The organism is Adhaeretor mobilis (assembly GCF_007741515.1).
GTDB classification, from domain to species: Bacteria; Planctomycetota; Planctomycetia; order Pirellulales; family Lacipirellulaceae; genus Adhaeretor; species Adhaeretor mobilis.
The window spans coordinates 3,190,099-3,207,004 of the sequence record NZ_CP036263.1 but is presented as its reverse complement, the minus strand read 5'-3'; the positions used below and the strand labels follow the sequence as shown (position 1 = coordinate 3,207,004).

The 16,906-nt window shown below is 55.5% G+C and carries 7 protein-coding genes; 2 read left to right on the top strand and 5 right to left on the bottom strand.

The features are described 5' to 3' along the window. Positions 1-50: 50 nt before the first annotated feature. Entirely contained in the window at positions 51-2,399 is a 2,349-nt protein-coding gene (locus tag HG15A2_RS12640) for a DUF3987 domain-containing protein (RefSeq protein ID WP_145060579.1), read from the top strand. A gap of 6 nt (positions 2,400-2,405) precedes the next feature. Here HG15A2_RS12640 and HG15A2_RS12635 read toward each other — a convergent pair whose 3' ends face one another. The 4 genes from HG15A2_RS12635 to HG15A2_RS12620 are packed head-to-tail and all read right to left on the bottom strand — an operon-like array spanning position 2,406 to position 13,764. Continuing rightward, a complete protein-coding gene (locus HG15A2_RS12635) occupies positions 2,406-7,202 on the bottom strand; it encodes a LamG-like jellyroll fold domain-containing protein (protein ID WP_218931926.1) in 4,797 nt (1,598 codons plus the stop codon). A gap of 4 nt (positions 7,203-7,206) precedes the next feature. Next, positions 7,207-11,826: a LamG-like jellyroll fold domain-containing protein gene (locus HG15A2_RS12630; RefSeq protein ID WP_145060577.1), complete on the bottom strand. Its 4,620-nt coding sequence runs from the start codon at positions 11,824-11,826 to the stop codon at positions 7,207-7,209. A gap of 6 nt (positions 11,827-11,832) precedes the next feature. Next, entirely contained in the window at positions 11,833-13,329 is a 1,497-nt protein-coding gene (locus HG15A2_RS12625) for a diguanylate cyclase (RefSeq protein ID WP_145060576.1), read from the bottom strand. 39 nt (positions 13,330-13,368) lie between these two features. Further along, positions 13,369-13,764: a CBS domain-containing protein gene (locus tag HG15A2_RS12620; protein WP_218931925.1), complete on the bottom strand. Its 396-nt coding sequence runs from the start codon at positions 13,762-13,764 to the stop codon at positions 13,369-13,371. Positions 13,765-14,072: 308 nt separating this feature from the next. Here HG15A2_RS12620 and HG15A2_RS12615 point away from each other — a divergent pair, with 308 nt between their 5' ends. Next, positions 14,073-15,227: an ACP S-malonyltransferase gene (locus tag HG15A2_RS12615; RefSeq protein ID WP_145060574.1), complete on the top strand. Its 1,155-nt coding sequence runs from the start codon at positions 14,073-14,075 to the stop codon at positions 15,225-15,227. Here HG15A2_RS12615 and HG15A2_RS12610 read toward each other — a convergent pair. Beyond that, a complete protein-coding gene (locus tag HG15A2_RS12610; RefSeq protein ID WP_145060573.1) occupies positions 15,222-16,874 on the bottom strand; it encodes a PQQ-binding-like beta-propeller repeat protein in 1,653 nt (550 codons plus the stop codon). The genes HG15A2_RS12615 and HG15A2_RS12610 overlap by 6 nt on opposite strands. Positions 16,875-16,906 lie beyond the last annotated feature (32 nt).

Here is a 16,906-nt window from a genome sequence, read left to right as displayed (position 1 = left end):
GTTCCAATGAGTCGCGTTAACACGCTTGACTCATTCTTTGGAGCGAACCGATGACTCAACAGGCCACTTCCAGCGACACGCCCTGGCGCGAAGCCACCAAGAGCGATCCCTGCCCCATTTGCGAGAAGCCCGATTGGTGTGCCCTCTGCGGACCCACACGTGCACCCGAAGTCGTGGTGTGCATGCGCGTCGAAAGCGGCAATCAGCGTGGCAATGGTGGTTGGCTGCATCGCCTACGCACGCCTGACTCTGACACAAATCCTGCTCACCGCAGAAAGAGCGGAATTCTGTCGAGTGCTCCTACCTCACCCAAGCCCAAGTCCTCCGGGCCTAGCTTTCCCACCACCACGTCCGCACTGGCCCACTTAGAATCGCGCCTGGGAAGCATCGCGGACATGTGGCACTATCGCAATGCTGAGGGTGCGTTTGTTGGCGGAATTGTACGCTTCGAGACCTCTGAGGGTAAAACAATTCGTCCGATCAGTCGCAATGGAGCGGGCCTCTGGACGCTCAAGGCAATGACAACGCCCCGTCCGTTGTATCGCCTCTACGAATTGCTCACGGAGTATCGCAAGGAAGAACCGATCTACATTACCGAAGGAGAGAAGTGTGCCGAGGCGCTGCGAGGCATTGGCCTGCAGGCGACGACTTCCGCAGGCGGTTCTAGTGGTGCCAAGCAAACGGATTGGTCGCCGCTGGCAGGCCGGGAGTGCATTTTGATTGCGGACAACGATTTACCTGGTCACAAGTATGCGGAAGAGGTGGCTCAGCTACTTCGAGAATTGCAACCTTCGTCAACTACTTCGCTGCTCACTCTTACCACCTTAGTTAGTGGAGAGCCGCTTCCTGAGGGGGGCGATGTGTACGATTGGATCGAAGCCCACGGCGATGCAGCGACGCCCGAGGTCATCTGCGATAATCTTCGGCATGAGCCTTTGACACAAATCTCTGATCCCGAGGAAAAGCAGCCATTGTGTCAGCGATTCCCTCAATGGGAGCCGTTTCCGTGTGAGACATTGCCCGAACCGCTAGCAAGTTTTGTGCGAAGTGCTGCGAGCAGCGTGCAGGTAGACCCTGTGATGATCGCGTTGCCGGGACTCTGTGCTGCCGCTGCTGCGATTGGTGCCGCTCGTGCGATCACGCTAGCTCCTGACTGGCAAGAGCCGTGCGTCATCTGGGGTGCTCTGGTGGCACCCAGCGGCGAGGGAAAAACACCTGCTGCCAAAACCATCTTGGCGGCTTCTCGGCGGCGAGATGCAGAAGTTCAACAGGCGAACGAGCAGCGATTGGACGACTACGAACAGCATTGCCGCGAATACGAAATCGATCGAAAAGCGTGGGAGAAACTTCGCTCCCGCGGAAAGACCAGTGCTCCGCCAATCAAGCCGCCCCGCCCTACTCTGCCGCGCGTTACTGTGGGCGATGTTACCATCGAGCGATTGGCGGAAATTCTGGTTGATTCACCTCGTGGAGTGCTGATGATTCGAGACGAACTGACCGGGCTGTTAGGCGGGTTCGATCGTTACAGTGGAGGCAAAGGGGGAGCGGAGCGCTCTTGCTATCTTTCGATGTTCAACACGGAGAACGCACAGGTCGATCGCAAAACGGGCGACCGCAGAAGTCTGACGCTCCAAGCACCCCATCTCTCGATCTACGGCGGTATCCAGCCACAGTTGCTGCATCAAGTGCTCTCACGTGGCGACTTGGCTGCCGGTTTGCCCGCTCGGTTCTTGTTTGCAATGCCACCAGCAGTGCCCAAGCAGTGGGGCCGCGTTGCTGTTCCTACCGAACAAGCCGCCGCCGTGGAGACACTGTTCGAGCGTCTGCATGCGTTAGGAGAACACGAGTGCAAGCCAACAACCGGACCGACCGGGGAAATCCCGGTATTGGAAACGACCGCTTTGCCCCTCACTCGAGCGGCGAGCAAGTGCTTTGGAGAATTCTTCGACAGTCACCACGCAAGTCGCGACGAGCTACCCCCGCACGCCCGAGCTGCCTGGCCCAAGCTGCTGAGCTATGCCGGTCGGTTAGCTCTCGTGCTGCAACTCATCGATGATGTCGACGCAACGGAGGTGAGTCTCACTAATGTACAGCGAGCAGTTCAGCTAGTGCGTTGGTTTGCCAGCGAAGCACTGCGTGTTTACGAGCAGCGTGAGGAAGGCGACGAACAACGCGACGATCGCGAACTCTTGGAAACGCTCAAACGCCGTGGTGGCATGCTCACCACGCGTGAGATCATGCGTTCGCTGCCGCAGTTCAAAAAAGCTGCCGAAACGGAGTCGGCCCTCAGCCGCCTTGCCAACGCCGGGCTTGGCTCGTGGCAAGTCGTACGGACCGAACAAAAAGGGCGACCGAAGCGAGTGTTCTGTCTGGACCTTGCGGCAGTGAAAGCAGCGTAGGTCCGGCTATCGCGTCTCGACCCACTGCTTGATCCGCACGCCATTAGGCCTAAAATCGCGGAATAGGTTGAATACGTCTCCGGCACAGAGCGGACGGCCGAAGACTCGCACGTCGTCGATGCTGCCGCTGAAGTCGAAGTCCGACGGGCCGTTGGTGTGAGCTGCGATATACGTGTTATTGCCCGGCGAATAGACGATTGAGTCTGTGGTGGTGATTGCATCTACGAGCGTTCCATCGACATACAGCTCATAGAGATCATCATCGTCGTTGAACACCGCTGCGAAGTGGTGCCAGCCAGCTCCCTTGAACGGCACAGGATGGACAGTGCGTGTGGAGTGGTCCGTACCGTTCCAGATGAACGACGCGAGGTTCCCACCATCGTCCAGTCGGAGGGCAAATGAGTTGCCAATGCTGATCAATTCCGCGCCGTAGACATCCGGCGAGTCGAGCTTCGCCCAGGCGGAGATCGTCACGTTCTCAGGCTGGCCCAGTAGGCCAGGTATTTCCACACGGTTGGTGCCGTCGAATGTTACCGCGGTGCCTAGCTCAGCAGTGTAGCGACTGCTGGCACCCAATGTGGGAGCGTTCACATAGGTGCCATCGTTGTCCGCACCGCTGGAATCCGCGGCAACCGTGCCGCTGGTTTCATCCAACTTCCAGTGCCCGAGACTGCCGTAGAGTTGGGAGACTTGTTCGGGGCTTAGCCAACGGTTGTAAATGCGAAAGTCACGCAGGCCACCCTCCCAGTACTCGGTGCTTCCGGTACGCGTACCGAAGGAGACGACTCCTGGTGCTTGGCTTACCAAGTTGACCGGGCTTACGCCAGAGGCTTGCAACTCACCGTTCACGTAGACTTCGTAGGTGTTATCAGCCGTGTCGTACATGGCTATGATATGTCGCCAACGATCAGGCTCGTCGACTTCTTCGGTTGCAAATGGTTCATTTCCAACAAAAGGACTCGCACCCAAGTCGAATGAGAGCTTACCCGTGGTTTCTTGGCGAATCTCCCAGTCGGCGTTGATACCCATTACCCGCCCACGTGCATCGGGCGTGCCAGCTCCGCGCAACCAGAAGGCGATACTCCCCTTCGCAGGAGGGCTAAAGTCGGAATTGGTGGCGGCAATGCCACCCACACCATTAAATGCAATGGCATCGCCCCCCTCGCAACTGTTGGTCCATGTGGCCCCGGAAAGCGTGGCATCGTTACCCAACGGCGAGCTATCCGCAGCAGTAGTGCCGGAGCCTTCGTCGAACTTCCAGTGGCCAAGTAAGCCGTGGAGCTCGGCGGCCTCAGTGGCAGAGATAGGACGGTTGTAGAGTCGGACTTCGTCAATCACTCCAGGGAACTCGTCGTTGAAGACTGAATGGGCGATGGAATTACTGACGCGTGATACGTTCTTGGGCAAGCCAACGACTTTGGTTGCCGTCACTACACCGTTTCGATAGAGGGTTGCGTTGCCCGCGTTATCAAGCGTGGCGATACAGTGCTCCCAGGTGCCGGGTTGTAGCTCGGTGTAGTCAGCCGCGAATGCGTTTGACGCACCACCCACCGTGTCGGTGAGGAATAGCTCAAGGCCATAGCCAGGTTGCCACCCTAGCCAGATGTCGTCTACGGTTGACCCGTTACTCCAGGATGCAATCGCAGCATAAGGAGAAGGCGTTGCGGAGGGTTTGACCCAAGCGGAGATCGTCAAGCCACCCGAGAAATCGTGATTCACCGTCGGAAGCGTCACTTGGTCGTCGATTCCGTCAAACTCAACAGCCGTTTTGCGAATGCCTGCCTCCGAGAGCGTCGGCCCATTGGTGTAGGTCCCGTCATTTCCGTTGGTGGTCGAGTCGGCAGCAACGGTACCGGAAGCCTCGTCCAACTTCCAATGGCCCACCAGCCCGTAGATGTCCGCGACTTCTTCGTTGCTCAAGGGGCGGTTGTAGAGTCGCACATCGTGAAGAGCGCCTGGAAAGTAGTCGTTGATTGGTGAGGTGCCAATGAAGGTTTGGGTTCGCAGAACACTTGTGGGGAAACTAGTATTCTGGCTCTTCACGGCGATGCCGTCGCGGTAGAGCGTAGCGTTACCAGTAGAATCGACACTCGCCACATAGTGAGTCCACTTGCCAGCTACCAAGTCGGTATTGTCTTCGATGGTTCGTAGAGAGCTCCCGTCGTCGGTGTCGGTCATATAGAGCTGGAATCCTACGATGCCAACACCGCCGACCCAAATCTCATCGACGTTGGCTCCGTTACTCAGGCCTAATACTGCTTCGGTTGTTCCTGACGCGAGCGTGTTGTCGGGTTTAACCCAACAGGCGGCTGCGAAACCATCTGAGAAATCAACTTCCATGTTTGGAAGATTGACGTGATCGTTGGCGCCATCGAAATCGGCAGCTACCTCACCTTCCCCCGGATAGGGGCCGCTGCTATTGACAGCTACGCCGCCGGTGTGTGTGCCATGATTATCGACACCTGAGGAATCGTTGGCCGTTGTGCCGCTTGTCTCGTCGAGTTTCCAATGGCCAATCAAGCCGTAAAGCTCCGCAACCTCTGAATCGGATAGCGCGTAGCCATAGAGCCGTGCATCGTCGATGACGCCGTCGGCAGCCCAACTCCAGCTGGATGCTCCTGGGCTTGCTACGCCAATTCTCCATGGCGAGGTCCCATTGTCCTGTGCGGTACTGCCTGGAGTGAAGTTGCTCGTGTAAGTGTGTTCTCCGTTGACATAAATCTTGGCTGTGCCATTCGACTTACTAATTACCCCAACAACGTGGTAAAACTGTCCTGGTTCGTATGTTGTATCCCAGGTTCCTGTGCCAGACCAAACATGACCATCGAGATAGTGCGAAATCGAGAATCTTTTTTCGGCCGTATAGGTTAAGCCTATGTGCCAGCCTTCTTTAGTTAAGATCGCATACTCAGCATCGTTGTCTGAACCTGTACCGGGAGGAGCTGAGTTGGGCTTGAACCAGGCAGCTGCGGTCCAATCGCCTTTCTCAACGTCTTGCAACTCTGGTGAGTTGGGAATTTCGATGTAGTCCTCGCCATCGGAGTAGTCGACTCCAAAGCCATTTCCACGGACTGCAGACACCCAACTGCCGCTCCCATGGCGTGCGCCGTCGTTGCCATTGCCTGAGGAATCGACTGCAGTCGTGCCGCTGGTCTCATTAAGCTTCCAATGGCCAACTAGGCTGGCCCCCTCATAGCAGCCCATGTCCCACGCGCCGCCTTTGGGACGCAAATTGCCGTCTAGATCGTCAACTGCAATTCCAGCGGCGCTAGTTCCAGCGTCAATCGCTGGTGAGCTGCCAGTTAGCCGATAGCTACTACCTCCGCTCAGTAGCGGGTCGGAGTTGATTTCACCCGTGGAAGCACCCGTGCCTTCATAGTCGAGGTCTCCGTTCCCGAATACGACGTTATAGGTGTGTACCATCGTACCGGGATTGTCGTCGAGTCCATCAGCGGCATTATTGCAGATTATCGAGTTGGTTACTGTGGCAGAACCAGTGTCGAGTTTCACTCCATCGTTCCCGTTGTCAACAATTGTTGAGTTCCATATTGCGCAGGTTCCGTCTTCTACACCAATCCCGGTACCAGCATTTCCGTAGATCAAACAATTAACGACTGTCGCTGAGGCACCGTTGTCGATTTCTACTCCTTTGATGCCGCCGTATATTTCGCATCGCTCGATGACAACTCCAGTACCGTAATCAATATCAACGACATCATTTCCCGCATCGCCTTCCAGCGTAAAGCCATGGAACTCTACATAGTCGTCGCTATCTATATCAAGCGCCTTACCACTGGCAGACGCTTGCAGGACAACAGGACCTCCCGACCAACCCGAGACTAACCCTGTCGTGTCGGCAATGAACTTAATAGGACTGCCTGCGGCACCATCCACGTTGACCACTACGGTACCTGCATAGGTTCCCGCTTGAACGTACACCGTTGAGCCTGCAGGCAAGGATTGAGTGGCCGCATAGGCTACGGTAGCCCAGGCTTCACCTGCTGCCATGCCGGTACCTGAGTTACTGTTGCTGCCATCGGTGCGGACGTAGTAAGTCGTTGCACTGGGAGATGCAAGCGCCGCAATGTCAGCTCCCGAAAGCGTTCGTTCATAAACTCGCACGTCATCCAGCACGCCGTCCAATGGCCTTGCACCAGCAGGAGAATCACCCAAGGCAATCGCACGGGTGGGAGCGGCATCGATAGCACCTCCCGGGGAATGTGTTTGTGAGCCGACTTGCGCACCATCGACGTAAACACGCATCGTTGTACCATCGTAGGTTGCGGCGAGGTGATACCATTGATTGGTAGCTACAACACCTGGGACCTGTAAGCGGCGCCATACACCGCCGGCCGTAACTCGAAAGTCGAATTCTCCCGTTTCGTCTACGCTCATGCACCAGGTTTGTTGCGATGCAGCTGTACCTTCAGACTTTGTAATAACGCGGCTGTCATTTAGCGGTGTCTCAATCTTGACCCATGCGGAGAGGGTTAGATTGCTCCCCGAAACATCGAAAGCTGGAATGTCCACGCGATCCACACCATCGGTGGTCTCGAAATCTAACCCGCCATCGATCTGTCCGGCTGAAGTCCAGGACGGACTCCCTGTGAGGCTGCCAGTTCGACCACTGCCCGAAGAATCAGCAGCCGATGTACCGCTTGTTTCGTCAAGCTTCCAATGCCCGACGAGGTTGCTCGTGATGTCCTGAGCGGTAGCTAACGACGCAGAGAGCCACAGGCAGGCAGCTATTGCCGCAATGCGTGTGTGAGTCTGACAGTGTAAATTGAAAGTATGGTTAGTCATGCTACTATCGCGTTTCCACCCACTGCTTGATCCGCACGCCATTAGGCCTAAAATCGCGGAATAGGTTAAACACGTCGTCGGGACATAAGGCGCGACCGAATACGCGAACGTCGTCGATGCTGCCGCTGAAGTCAAAGTCAGACGGACCATTGGTATGGGCACCGATGAAAGTATTCGTCTCAAGGTTGTAGACGATTGAGTCGGTCGTGCTGGTCGAATCAACAAGGATTCCATCGACATACAATTCGAAGAGGTCGTTGTCGTCGCTGAACACCGCAGCAAAGTGGTGCCAGCCGGCTCCCTTAAAGGGGACTGGGTGGAGTAGATTAGCGGTAAAGTCGGTCCCGTTCCAGATAAACGAGACTAGGTTGCCTCCGTCGTCCAGCCGGATCGCGAATGATTGCCCTAGGCTGATGAGCTCAGCACCGTAGAGGTCGGGCGAATCAAGCTTCGCCCAGGCGGAGATCGTCACGTTTTCAGGCTGTCCCAGCAGACCGGGGATTTCCACACGGTTGGTGCCGTCGAATGTTACCGCGGTGCCTAGCTCAGCAGTGTTGCGACTGCTGGCACCCAATGTGGGAGCGTTCACATAGGTGCCGTCGTTGCCGGCTCCGCTGGAATCCACGGCAAGGGTCCCGCTGCTTTCATCCAATTTCCAGTGACCGAGACTGCCGTAGAGTTGGGAGACTTGTTCGAGGCTTAGCCAACGGTTGTAAATGCGGAAGTCACGTAGGCCACCCTCCCAGTATTCAGCACTGCCGGTTCGAGTACCGAAGGAGAGGACTCCTGGAGCTTGGCTTACCAAGTCGACCGGGCTTACTCCTGAGGTTTGCAACTCACCGTTCACATAGACTTCGTAGGTATTATCAGCCGTGTCGTACATGGCGATGATATGTCGCCAACGATCAGGCTCGTCGACTTCTTCGGTTGCAAATGGTTCATTTCCAACGAAAGGGCTCGCACCGAGGTCGAATGAGAGCTTACCCGTGGTTTCTTGGCGAATCTCCCAGTCGCCATTGATACCCATTACCCGTCCACGTGCATCGGGCGTTCCCGATCCACGCAACCAGAACGAGACCGTCCCGATGTCAGGAGGGCTAAAGTCGGTACTGGTGGCGGCGATTCCACCTACGCCATCAAAGGCAATGGCGTTGCCTCCTTCGCAACTATTGGTCCAAGTGGCACCTGCTAAGTTGGCATCATTAGCAAACGGCGAACTATCCGCCGCGACACTGCCGAAGCCTTCGTCGAATTTCCACTGGCCGGTCAAACCGTAGAGCTCGGCGATTTCCTGAGCTGACAGTACGCGGTTAACGAACTGGACTTGGTTGATTTGTGCGTTGAGATACTGACCATCGCCACGTGATCCAATCCGCACGGGACTGGTGCCGTTGCCAGGTGTTGTGAGGAAACTCGTCTCCTGGGCGACCAGTTCGCCGTTAATGTAGACTCGATTAGCAACACCAGGCTCATAGGTAGCCGCCACATGTGCCCAGCTACCAATAGGGACGTTTCCCCCATTGATCTCATTGTGGGTACTTCCGCTGAGGCTCCAGACGCTGAAACCGGCCCCACCATAATCGTAGACATAAAGCGCCCACTCGTATTGTCCGGCATTCCCCTTGGAAATAATAGGCTGGCGCGTTTGGCCATGGCCGTCAGTATTAAAGGCAAGCACCTTGACCCACGCAGAAACGGTAAGGCCCGTATCGATATGAGCGCTGTAGACATCGTCATCAGGGACGACGACGACGTCGTCGCTACCGTCGAACTCCGCAGCAATGGCACCTTCTTTAGGATAGGGCCCGGGGACGTTGAGCATGACCCCGTTGGTATAGGTGCCATCGTTGGCGTTGGGTCCTGAGTCTGCTGCCGTCGTGCCGCTGGTTTCGTCAAGTATCCAACGCGACCCGGTCGCTTCGTAACAGCCCATATCCCAGGCAGGCCCCACGGGTCGTGCACGGCCGGTTAAGTCCTGATTGACAATACCGCTGGCATCAAGCCCGGCGTTGATCGCTGTTGAGTCGAGATCCAATTCGTAACCACCGCCAACGAAACGCGGGTCGCCATCGATCACACCAGCGCCAACTGTCGTGCCGGTGTAGTTGCCGTTGGTGTTGCCATGGTAGAGGTTGTAGCTCTGGTTGATCGGGCCGCCAAGTTCGCGGAGACCATACAAGCCATTGTTGGCAAAGATCGAGTTGGTGACGAAAATAGTCGAGGTGTTGGCATTCACTACGCCCGTACTACCATTACCGACTATGGTGCAGTTCCACATGTGAAGCTCAGCACTGCCAAATACGTACACACCGTAGTTATTACAATCGTGAATCAGCAGATTGACGAACGTCGCGGTAGAATTGTAACAATAGATGCCGTGTTGGCTTGCGCAGCTGACATCACAATCATTCACCCGGATGCCGCTCGCGTTGTAAATGTAAAGAGGCTGTATGGTGTTGCCCACGATGTGGAATCCGGTGAATTCCAAGTAGTTGTCGTCGACGTACAGCGAACGCTGCCCTGACGGGGCGACGATGCTAACATCCCCTGCACTCCAGTCAGAAACGTCTCCTTGATAGTCACCAATAAAACGGATCGGAACCCCAATCTCGCCATCCACGCTGGGCGAAACGTATTCGGTGTAGGTCCCCGCCTGGACGTAAACGATGTCGCCCGGCTGCAGTGAGGAAGTCGCCGCGTGGTTGATGGTTGCCCAAGCGTCACCGCTATCGGGTCCCGTTCCCGAGTTGCCGTCGCTCCCATCGGTGCGCACGTAGTAAAAGCTACCCGCTTCGTAGCAGCCGATATCCCAGTTGCCGTTGCGCGGTCGGGACTGTCCATCGAAGTCGTCATCGACACTGCCTGCCAGACTGGTCCCGACGTCGATGGCCGGTGAGCCGCTGCCGAGGCGATATGAGCCCGCGCCGGTAAAACCTGGATCGACAGAGAGCTCGCCAGTGCTGACGCTGGTTCCTTCAAAGTTGCCGCCACTGTTCGCATAGACAAGGTTGTACGTGTGGCTGAACGTGCCGCCATTGTGGTCAATCCCTGCGTCACCATTGCCGTGAATGAGGCAGTTAGTGACGGTGGTCACACCCGCATCTACTTCGATTCCATCACTTGTATTGTTGACAACTGTACAATTCAAAATGCTTGCGTTTCCATTGATGACCTCAAGGCCCCGAGCGTTGTCGTGTATTAAACAGTTGATGATGGATACCGAAGCACCGCTGTCGACTTCTATGCCACGATCACCGCCATAGATCTCGCACTGTCGAAGCACTACACCTTGACCATAGTCGATATCGACGCTGTCATTTCCTGGGTCGCCGCTGAGCGTGAAACCCTGGAACTCCAGGTAATCGTCATCGTCCAGATCGAGACATTTTTCGGCTGCTCCGGCTTGCAACACAACATCCCCGACTGTCCAGCCCGTGACGATGCCATATCGGTCAGCAATAAATTGAACCGGATTTCCCGCAGTGCCATCGACACTAGGTTGAACTTCTCCCGTGTAAGTTCCGGAGTGCACATACACGACGTCGCCTGGCGAAAGTGACTGGGTTGCTGCATATGCCACTGTTGCCCAGGCACCGGAAGCCGTTGAACCTTCCCCGTCATTCGCATCATCCCCATCCGGTCGCACGTAGTAGGTGTTGCCGCCATTGTATTCGGAGCAGCCCATATCCCAGCTACTGTTGAAAGGTCGCGCTACGCCGTCGAGATCCGTATCAACGAGGCCCGCGGCATTGGTACCTGAGTCGATGGCCGGCGAAATGGCTTGCAGGCGGTAGTCGTTGCTGGTGACGAAGTACGGTTCGCTGTTGATCTCTCCAGTCCCGGCTGAAGTCCCTAAGTAGTCGCTATTGCCATTGCCGAAGACAAGATTATAGGTGTGGTTGAACGTACCAGAAGACGCATGCCGTAGACCCTGCGCGCCATTGTTTGCCACGATCGAGTTGGTGAGGGTGAGTACGGCTGTGTTGTTGGTAAATACTCCGTAAGATCCATTTCTGACAACGGTGCAATTCCAAGCATCGACAATCGAATTTCCGTAGACGTACAAGCCATAGGACAGAGAGTCATGGCAGTAGAGGTTAATGATCGTTGCGTTGCTGTTATAGCAATAGACTCCAGTATGGCCGGAAGTAACGTCGCAGTCCTGAAGGATGATCCCTGCACTGGGATAGAGTAATACTGCTTGAGTGGTGCTGCCCGCGAAGTGAAATCCATGAAACTCCAAATAGTCCGCGTTGTTCACGTACAGTGATCGAACACCAGCAGGCGCCTGGATGACGATATTGCCCGCATCCCAGCTAGCGACGGTGCCAAAGCGGTCGGCAATGAATCGAATAGGTGAACCTGCTGTGCCGTCAACGGTCGGGTAAATTTGTTCGGCGTAGGTCCCTGCCTTTACGTAGACGATATCGCCCGGTGAGGTGGCATTCTTTGAGGCGTAGTCGACCGTCGCCCAGGCGGCAGCAGCCGCGGGACCCGACCCGCTGTTAGAGTCGTTGCCATCAGTGCGTACGTAGTACGTCGCTGCTTGAGCATCTAAGCCGTGCAATGCTATCGCTGCTATGAGCAGCGATAAGGTAAGAATGTGTTTGCGTTGCAACATCATGGCGCCTTAAGTGCTGGCTGTGAGTTGCTCTCCACACACAACTTTTAGAGTGCCTTGCGTAGAGACGCCGACACCTTCATGATGGGACTCAGCGGCGTGTTGGTAGGCCGATTCGGCTCGTTGGAGAAGCGAGCCGGCGGAATCTTCTTCTTCGAGTTGCACAACGCCGATCGTGACTCCATAGCTGAGTGAGGGATACTGTTTCTCGCGATACTCGTCAGCCTTCTTGCGGAGGCGTTGGAGCGGAATGAGCGATCGCTCTAGCGTGGTTGCTGGCATCATGATCGCAAGCAGGTCTTTGTCGTATCGCACAACTAAGTCCGGTTCGCGAAGCACGGAAGTGGTAAGTTGAGCGACCGTGGCAATAAGGCTCTTTTGAGCCCGCGCATCCTTGTCATCAACCGAAAGGTATTCGTTGATCTTTACAATCGCTACGCAGAACTTCCCACCATATCGATGCGCTTCGGCCGTACGACGACGTAGCTCTTCAAGAAATACCTTCACAGCGGGCATGCCCGTGGTGGGATCGGTGTAGAGCTCGCCTTTCACACCGGCGACTTCTGTTGACTTGAGTGACTCAGAAGTCTCTTTGGCAACACCGTTGCCAAACTTTCTACAACGAATGCCATCGTGAATGTGCGAGCAATTTCGGCCCGATTCTTTGGATTGATAAAGAGCGGCGTCCGAGCGACTGGTGATTTGCTCCGCATCATCGTCATCAGTAATGCAGGCGACACCAACGCTAACGGTCAGTCTCAGCGTAAGACCGTTGTAGACAAATCGGGTTGCTTCTACCAAGTTGCGCGCACGTTCGGCGATTTCCTTGGCATGCGCTGAGTCGGCTCCTGGCAGGATAATGCTGAACTCTTCACCACCACAGCGCGCTACCAAATCGGTATCCCGAACGCTTTCCACCAGCGACTGGGCTACATCACGTAATACGGCATCGCCCGCCTGGTGGCCGTAACGGTCGTTGAAGCTCTTGAAGTAATCGATATCAAAGCTCAGCAGAGCCGCTGGTACGCCGTGACGGGTGTACTCTGCGAGCCGACGCGCAAGCTCGAACTCGAAGGCACGTCGATTGGCGATCTTCGTAAGCGGATCAACAAGCACATCTTTCTTGTGTGACTCACGTAGCTCGTGCATGGCAACACGCCAGCGATCGCTCATCGATCCGACAAGGATTGCAGTCGTGATAAGTGTGACTATCCACAAGCAAAAAGCCAGAATCGTGGCCAGGGGGATACCTGAAGAAGCTCCAGCGCTCAAGTTCGGAACAAAAATGATTGTCGCCGTCAAAACGCTCAGCATGGCTAACAAACGGGCGCGGGACTTCCCCAGGAAAAACCCTATGAGAACCACCGGTAGATAGTACAGGTGGAGTAGCCAGGGCGTATCAACATAGTAGAACCACATCAACGCGAAGATTGCGAGCACTGTAGCAGTGAGCAAAGCCTCAATCAGGCGCTCGTGGGTCGGTAGATCAGTGGAGAACTTAAACACGGCGCTTTCGCCCAATTCTTTTCGACTGTTGCGTTTACTCTATCGGGCAACCGCTGAGTTGCGCTCTTCGTAGATGGCTTTCAAGACATCGCGGCGAGAAATCATCCCAACCAATTTCCCGTTACTCATGACGGGCACACGGCGAACACGATGCACAATGCACAAATCGGCTGCCTTGTTGACTGGTTCGTCGGCATCGATTGAAAGCACGTCGGTGGTCATGTGGTCGGCAACTGTTTCGGCAGTTACTTTGGCGTCGTATGTGATTGCTAGGAGGGCAAACTCGGTGACGATTCCCACGAGATGTCCGTAGTGGTCTACTACGGGCAAGCCGCTAATATTCTTTTCCAGAAGCGTATCAATCGCTTCTCTTACCGAGCAATTCTGGTCGATGGTCGTCAGATTGGTGGACATAATTTCGTTAGCTTTGAGCATGTTGGCTCTCCGTATTTTCTCTATTATTTGTGATTTCAGCACAGCTGCTGACTGGCCCAAGAGCGACATGCGTCAGCTATTGCGGTCCTATGAAAAACTGTAGGTTAGGATTGAGGTGTGAACCTAAAATTCACCACGTGAAGTTCCACTTAGGGCTTGCCCTGGTCACAGATGACAGCGAACGACTTGAACAACTGAATCAAGCGTTACAATCCTCGCAGCCCCCTAGGGCCCTATGCCCACACGGCGGGGTATAATAGTTGGTATGGAGTTCATGTCGAACTCCTTCCGCCTGAGCACTCAAAATCATGAGTCAAATACACAAAATCACACAAGATCGAATTGCAGACGCGGCCTTGGCGTTTCGTGGGTACAACGTGACTAACCTCGGTCGCACTGTCGAACTGCTCAACGTAGAGAGCTACCGCAGTATCATCGAGGAAGAACTTGCGAGATTCGGCAAAGTTTGCGAACAAGAGTCAGGACGCACAGTCAATCTATCCGAGCTTGTTCGCAAAGGTGTGGAGCCAACTCTGGAACACTACAGCGAGGCGATTGCTCTTGTAGTGGCTACTGAGGTCGCGCACCTTCGCCTCTTGAAAGAAATCCACGAGCTGGACTACAGTCGCGTGAAACACTCCTTCGGCTACAGCCTCGGTGAGCTCACTGCTGTGTGCTGCGGTGGGGTGTTTGCCGCAGAAGATGTCGTGCGGATTCCACTTGCGATGGCGGCCGACTGTGTGAAGCTTTCAGAGAACACACGTATGGGCGTGCTCTTTTCACGTGGGCCGGCAATTCCCGAGGCGGACGTCGATCGCCTGTGCGTCACGATTACCTCCGAAGGAAAGGGTACGATCGGTATCTCAGCGATTCTATCGCCGAACACCTATTTATTGATCGGCCAGAACGAGACGGTGGCCCGCTTCAAGAAGCAGATGCACGAATTACTACCTCACAAAGCCCACCTGAGGATGAACTCCGAGCGATGGCCGCCGCTGCACACGCCCATTGTCCGCCAGCTTGCTATTCCTGACCGTGCAGCCGTGCTCATGCAAACCTTGCCCGGCGGATTGACGCCCCCTGCCCCTCCTGTGGTTTCATTAGTTACTGGGCGGCGCAGCTACGACGATCACTCGGGACGTGAAGTACTCAGACACTGGGTTGATCATCCCCAGCGTCTCTGGGATGCAATCTGTGAGACCCTATCCGCAGGCGTCGAAACAGTGATCCATGTTGGCCCAGAACCCAATGTTATTCCGGCCACTTTTCGACGTTTGGCTGAGAATGTTGAAGAACAAACGAGCAGCAACACTCTGGAAAGCTTCCGCCTGAGAGCTGTCGCCGGATTGGCTCGCAGGTCCTGGCTTTCTGCGATGCTTCCCTCGAAAGCCTCGCTACTTCGTGCCCCTTTTGTGAAGCATGTCATTCTGGAGGATTGGCTCATCCAAAATGCGCCGTCATAAGGCGGCATCGCCGTCCAATTCAGTTTCATCAGACGTTGGCAGCACAGGCAATTCAAAACACGCTGCCTCCTGTGCGTTACGTACCAACAAAAGATTGCCAACCAGCGTCGGATTGTTCCAGGTGATGCCCTCAATCGCTTCGAAGCTGGCCAGTTCGCGGTATTTCTCTGGCGAAGCCTGAACAACGACCACCTCTCCATACTCGCTCAGCACGAGTAGGACGTTTCCGACCAAGACTATCTGACCGTGCCCTAATTTTGGCGAACGGCGTTTCTTCCATCGCTTGCGTCCGGTATTCAAGTCGATGCATTCCAATATCGCCTCGTCGAGTCCATAGACATAGCCCTTGTGAACAACCACGTTCCCCATCTTGGTTTTCATGACGGGCAGAACGCCCCTCTTGCCGCCCTTCCATAGAGGTTCGGTTGTCCAACCGGCATCGATTTGCGAAACCTTAAGAAGCGTCGCGCCGCGCCCATAGCCCATCGAGAGAAACACCCGATCGTCTCCAACAGGCACGGGCTGAGATACCGCTGCATCGGTGTCGCTGTTGCTGGGCCAGTCGGTCCGCCAAAGCTCCGTTCCGTTTTCTGCGTCAACCGATTTCACGATCCCTTCATCGAGGCTTAAGATTTGCCGCACACCGCCCAGCGTTGTTAACACGGGGGAAGCGTAGGAAGACCTTGCGTCACCGGTAGCCCATAGTGGCTCCCCTGTTCCAGCATCGTAGGAAACCAGCGAATGCCCATTCGATCCGCCAACACTCACCACGATCATGCCATCGAAAGCCAACGGGGAGCTACTCTTGCCCCACATGACATTCTGCGCTCCATTCTCTTTAAGCACGTCATGCGACCAGATCTGTTCCCCCGACTTTAAGTCTAAGCAATTGAGAATTCCGGTTGCACCTAGGCTATAGACGCGATCTTGATGGATGGTTGGAGTTGCCCGAGGACCCTCGTACCCCATGGCGCCGCCGCCGCGAGGATCCCAGCGTACTGCATCGGCGTGAAACCAAACCAACGCGCCCGTATCAATATCGTAACAAGTGACCAGTTCCTCCTCACCACGTTGCTCCTGGGTGATGGCGCGACGGCCGATCACCGCAAAGCCCGACCAACCAGCACCGATTTTGTTCCGCCACTTTTCCACTGGCGGATTCGCAGCCAGTTTGTCCGTGTCTAGCTTTACCCCCTTTGCCTCTGCCCAATAGCCATTGCCTAAGAACCGCGGGTAATCCGTATCGGCAGGTTCCCAAACATCCGGCGCAGTATTGCTTATTTGGGCAGTAACCGCAGCCGGAGCTAATTGGCGATCTGCCTCGGAATTCCGCCACCGCCAGCCAATGATGCCGACGTCGCCATTGTGAATCACCTCGATCGGAAGTGCCTGTGTGCAAAAGAGAATCACGGGAAGTATGAGAGCCAACACAGCAGTCCATCGACCGACTCCGGAGAGCCCGCTATTTCGCCAAACCCAAACGACCAGCCCCGCCAACGCAATACCTGTGGCGACCCAAAGGACTGAATTCTTCACATCCTCTGGGGCGTCTGTCATTAGGTACCCACCGCATAGCAGGGCGATTCCCCCGACCCACACGACAGGCATCCAAACCCGTCGGGGTCCATTGCTTGCTTCACTCGACACGATTAAATTCTCCCTCGATCATTGCGGCGGAA

Excerpts from the sequence above, each read along its gene's own strand:
- HG15A2_RS12640 (WP_145060579.1), top strand. The coding sequence starts at position 51 with ATGACTCAACAGGCCACTTCCAGCGACACGCCCTGGCGCGAAGCCACC.
- HG15A2_RS12635 (WP_218931926.1), bottom strand. The coding sequence starts at position 7,202 with ATGACTAACCATACTTTCAATTTACACTGTCAGACTCACACACGCATT.
- HG15A2_RS12630 (WP_145060577.1), bottom strand. The coding sequence starts at position 11,826 with ATGATGTTGCAACGCAAACACATTCTTACCTTATCGCTGCTCATAGCA.
- HG15A2_RS12620 (WP_218931925.1), bottom strand. The coding sequence starts at position 13,764 with ATGCTCAAAGCTAACGAAATTATGTCCACCAATCTGACGACCATCGAC.
- HG15A2_RS12615 (WP_145060574.1), top strand. The coding sequence starts at position 14,073 with ATGAGTCAAATACACAAAATCACACAAGATCGAATTGCAGACGCGGCC.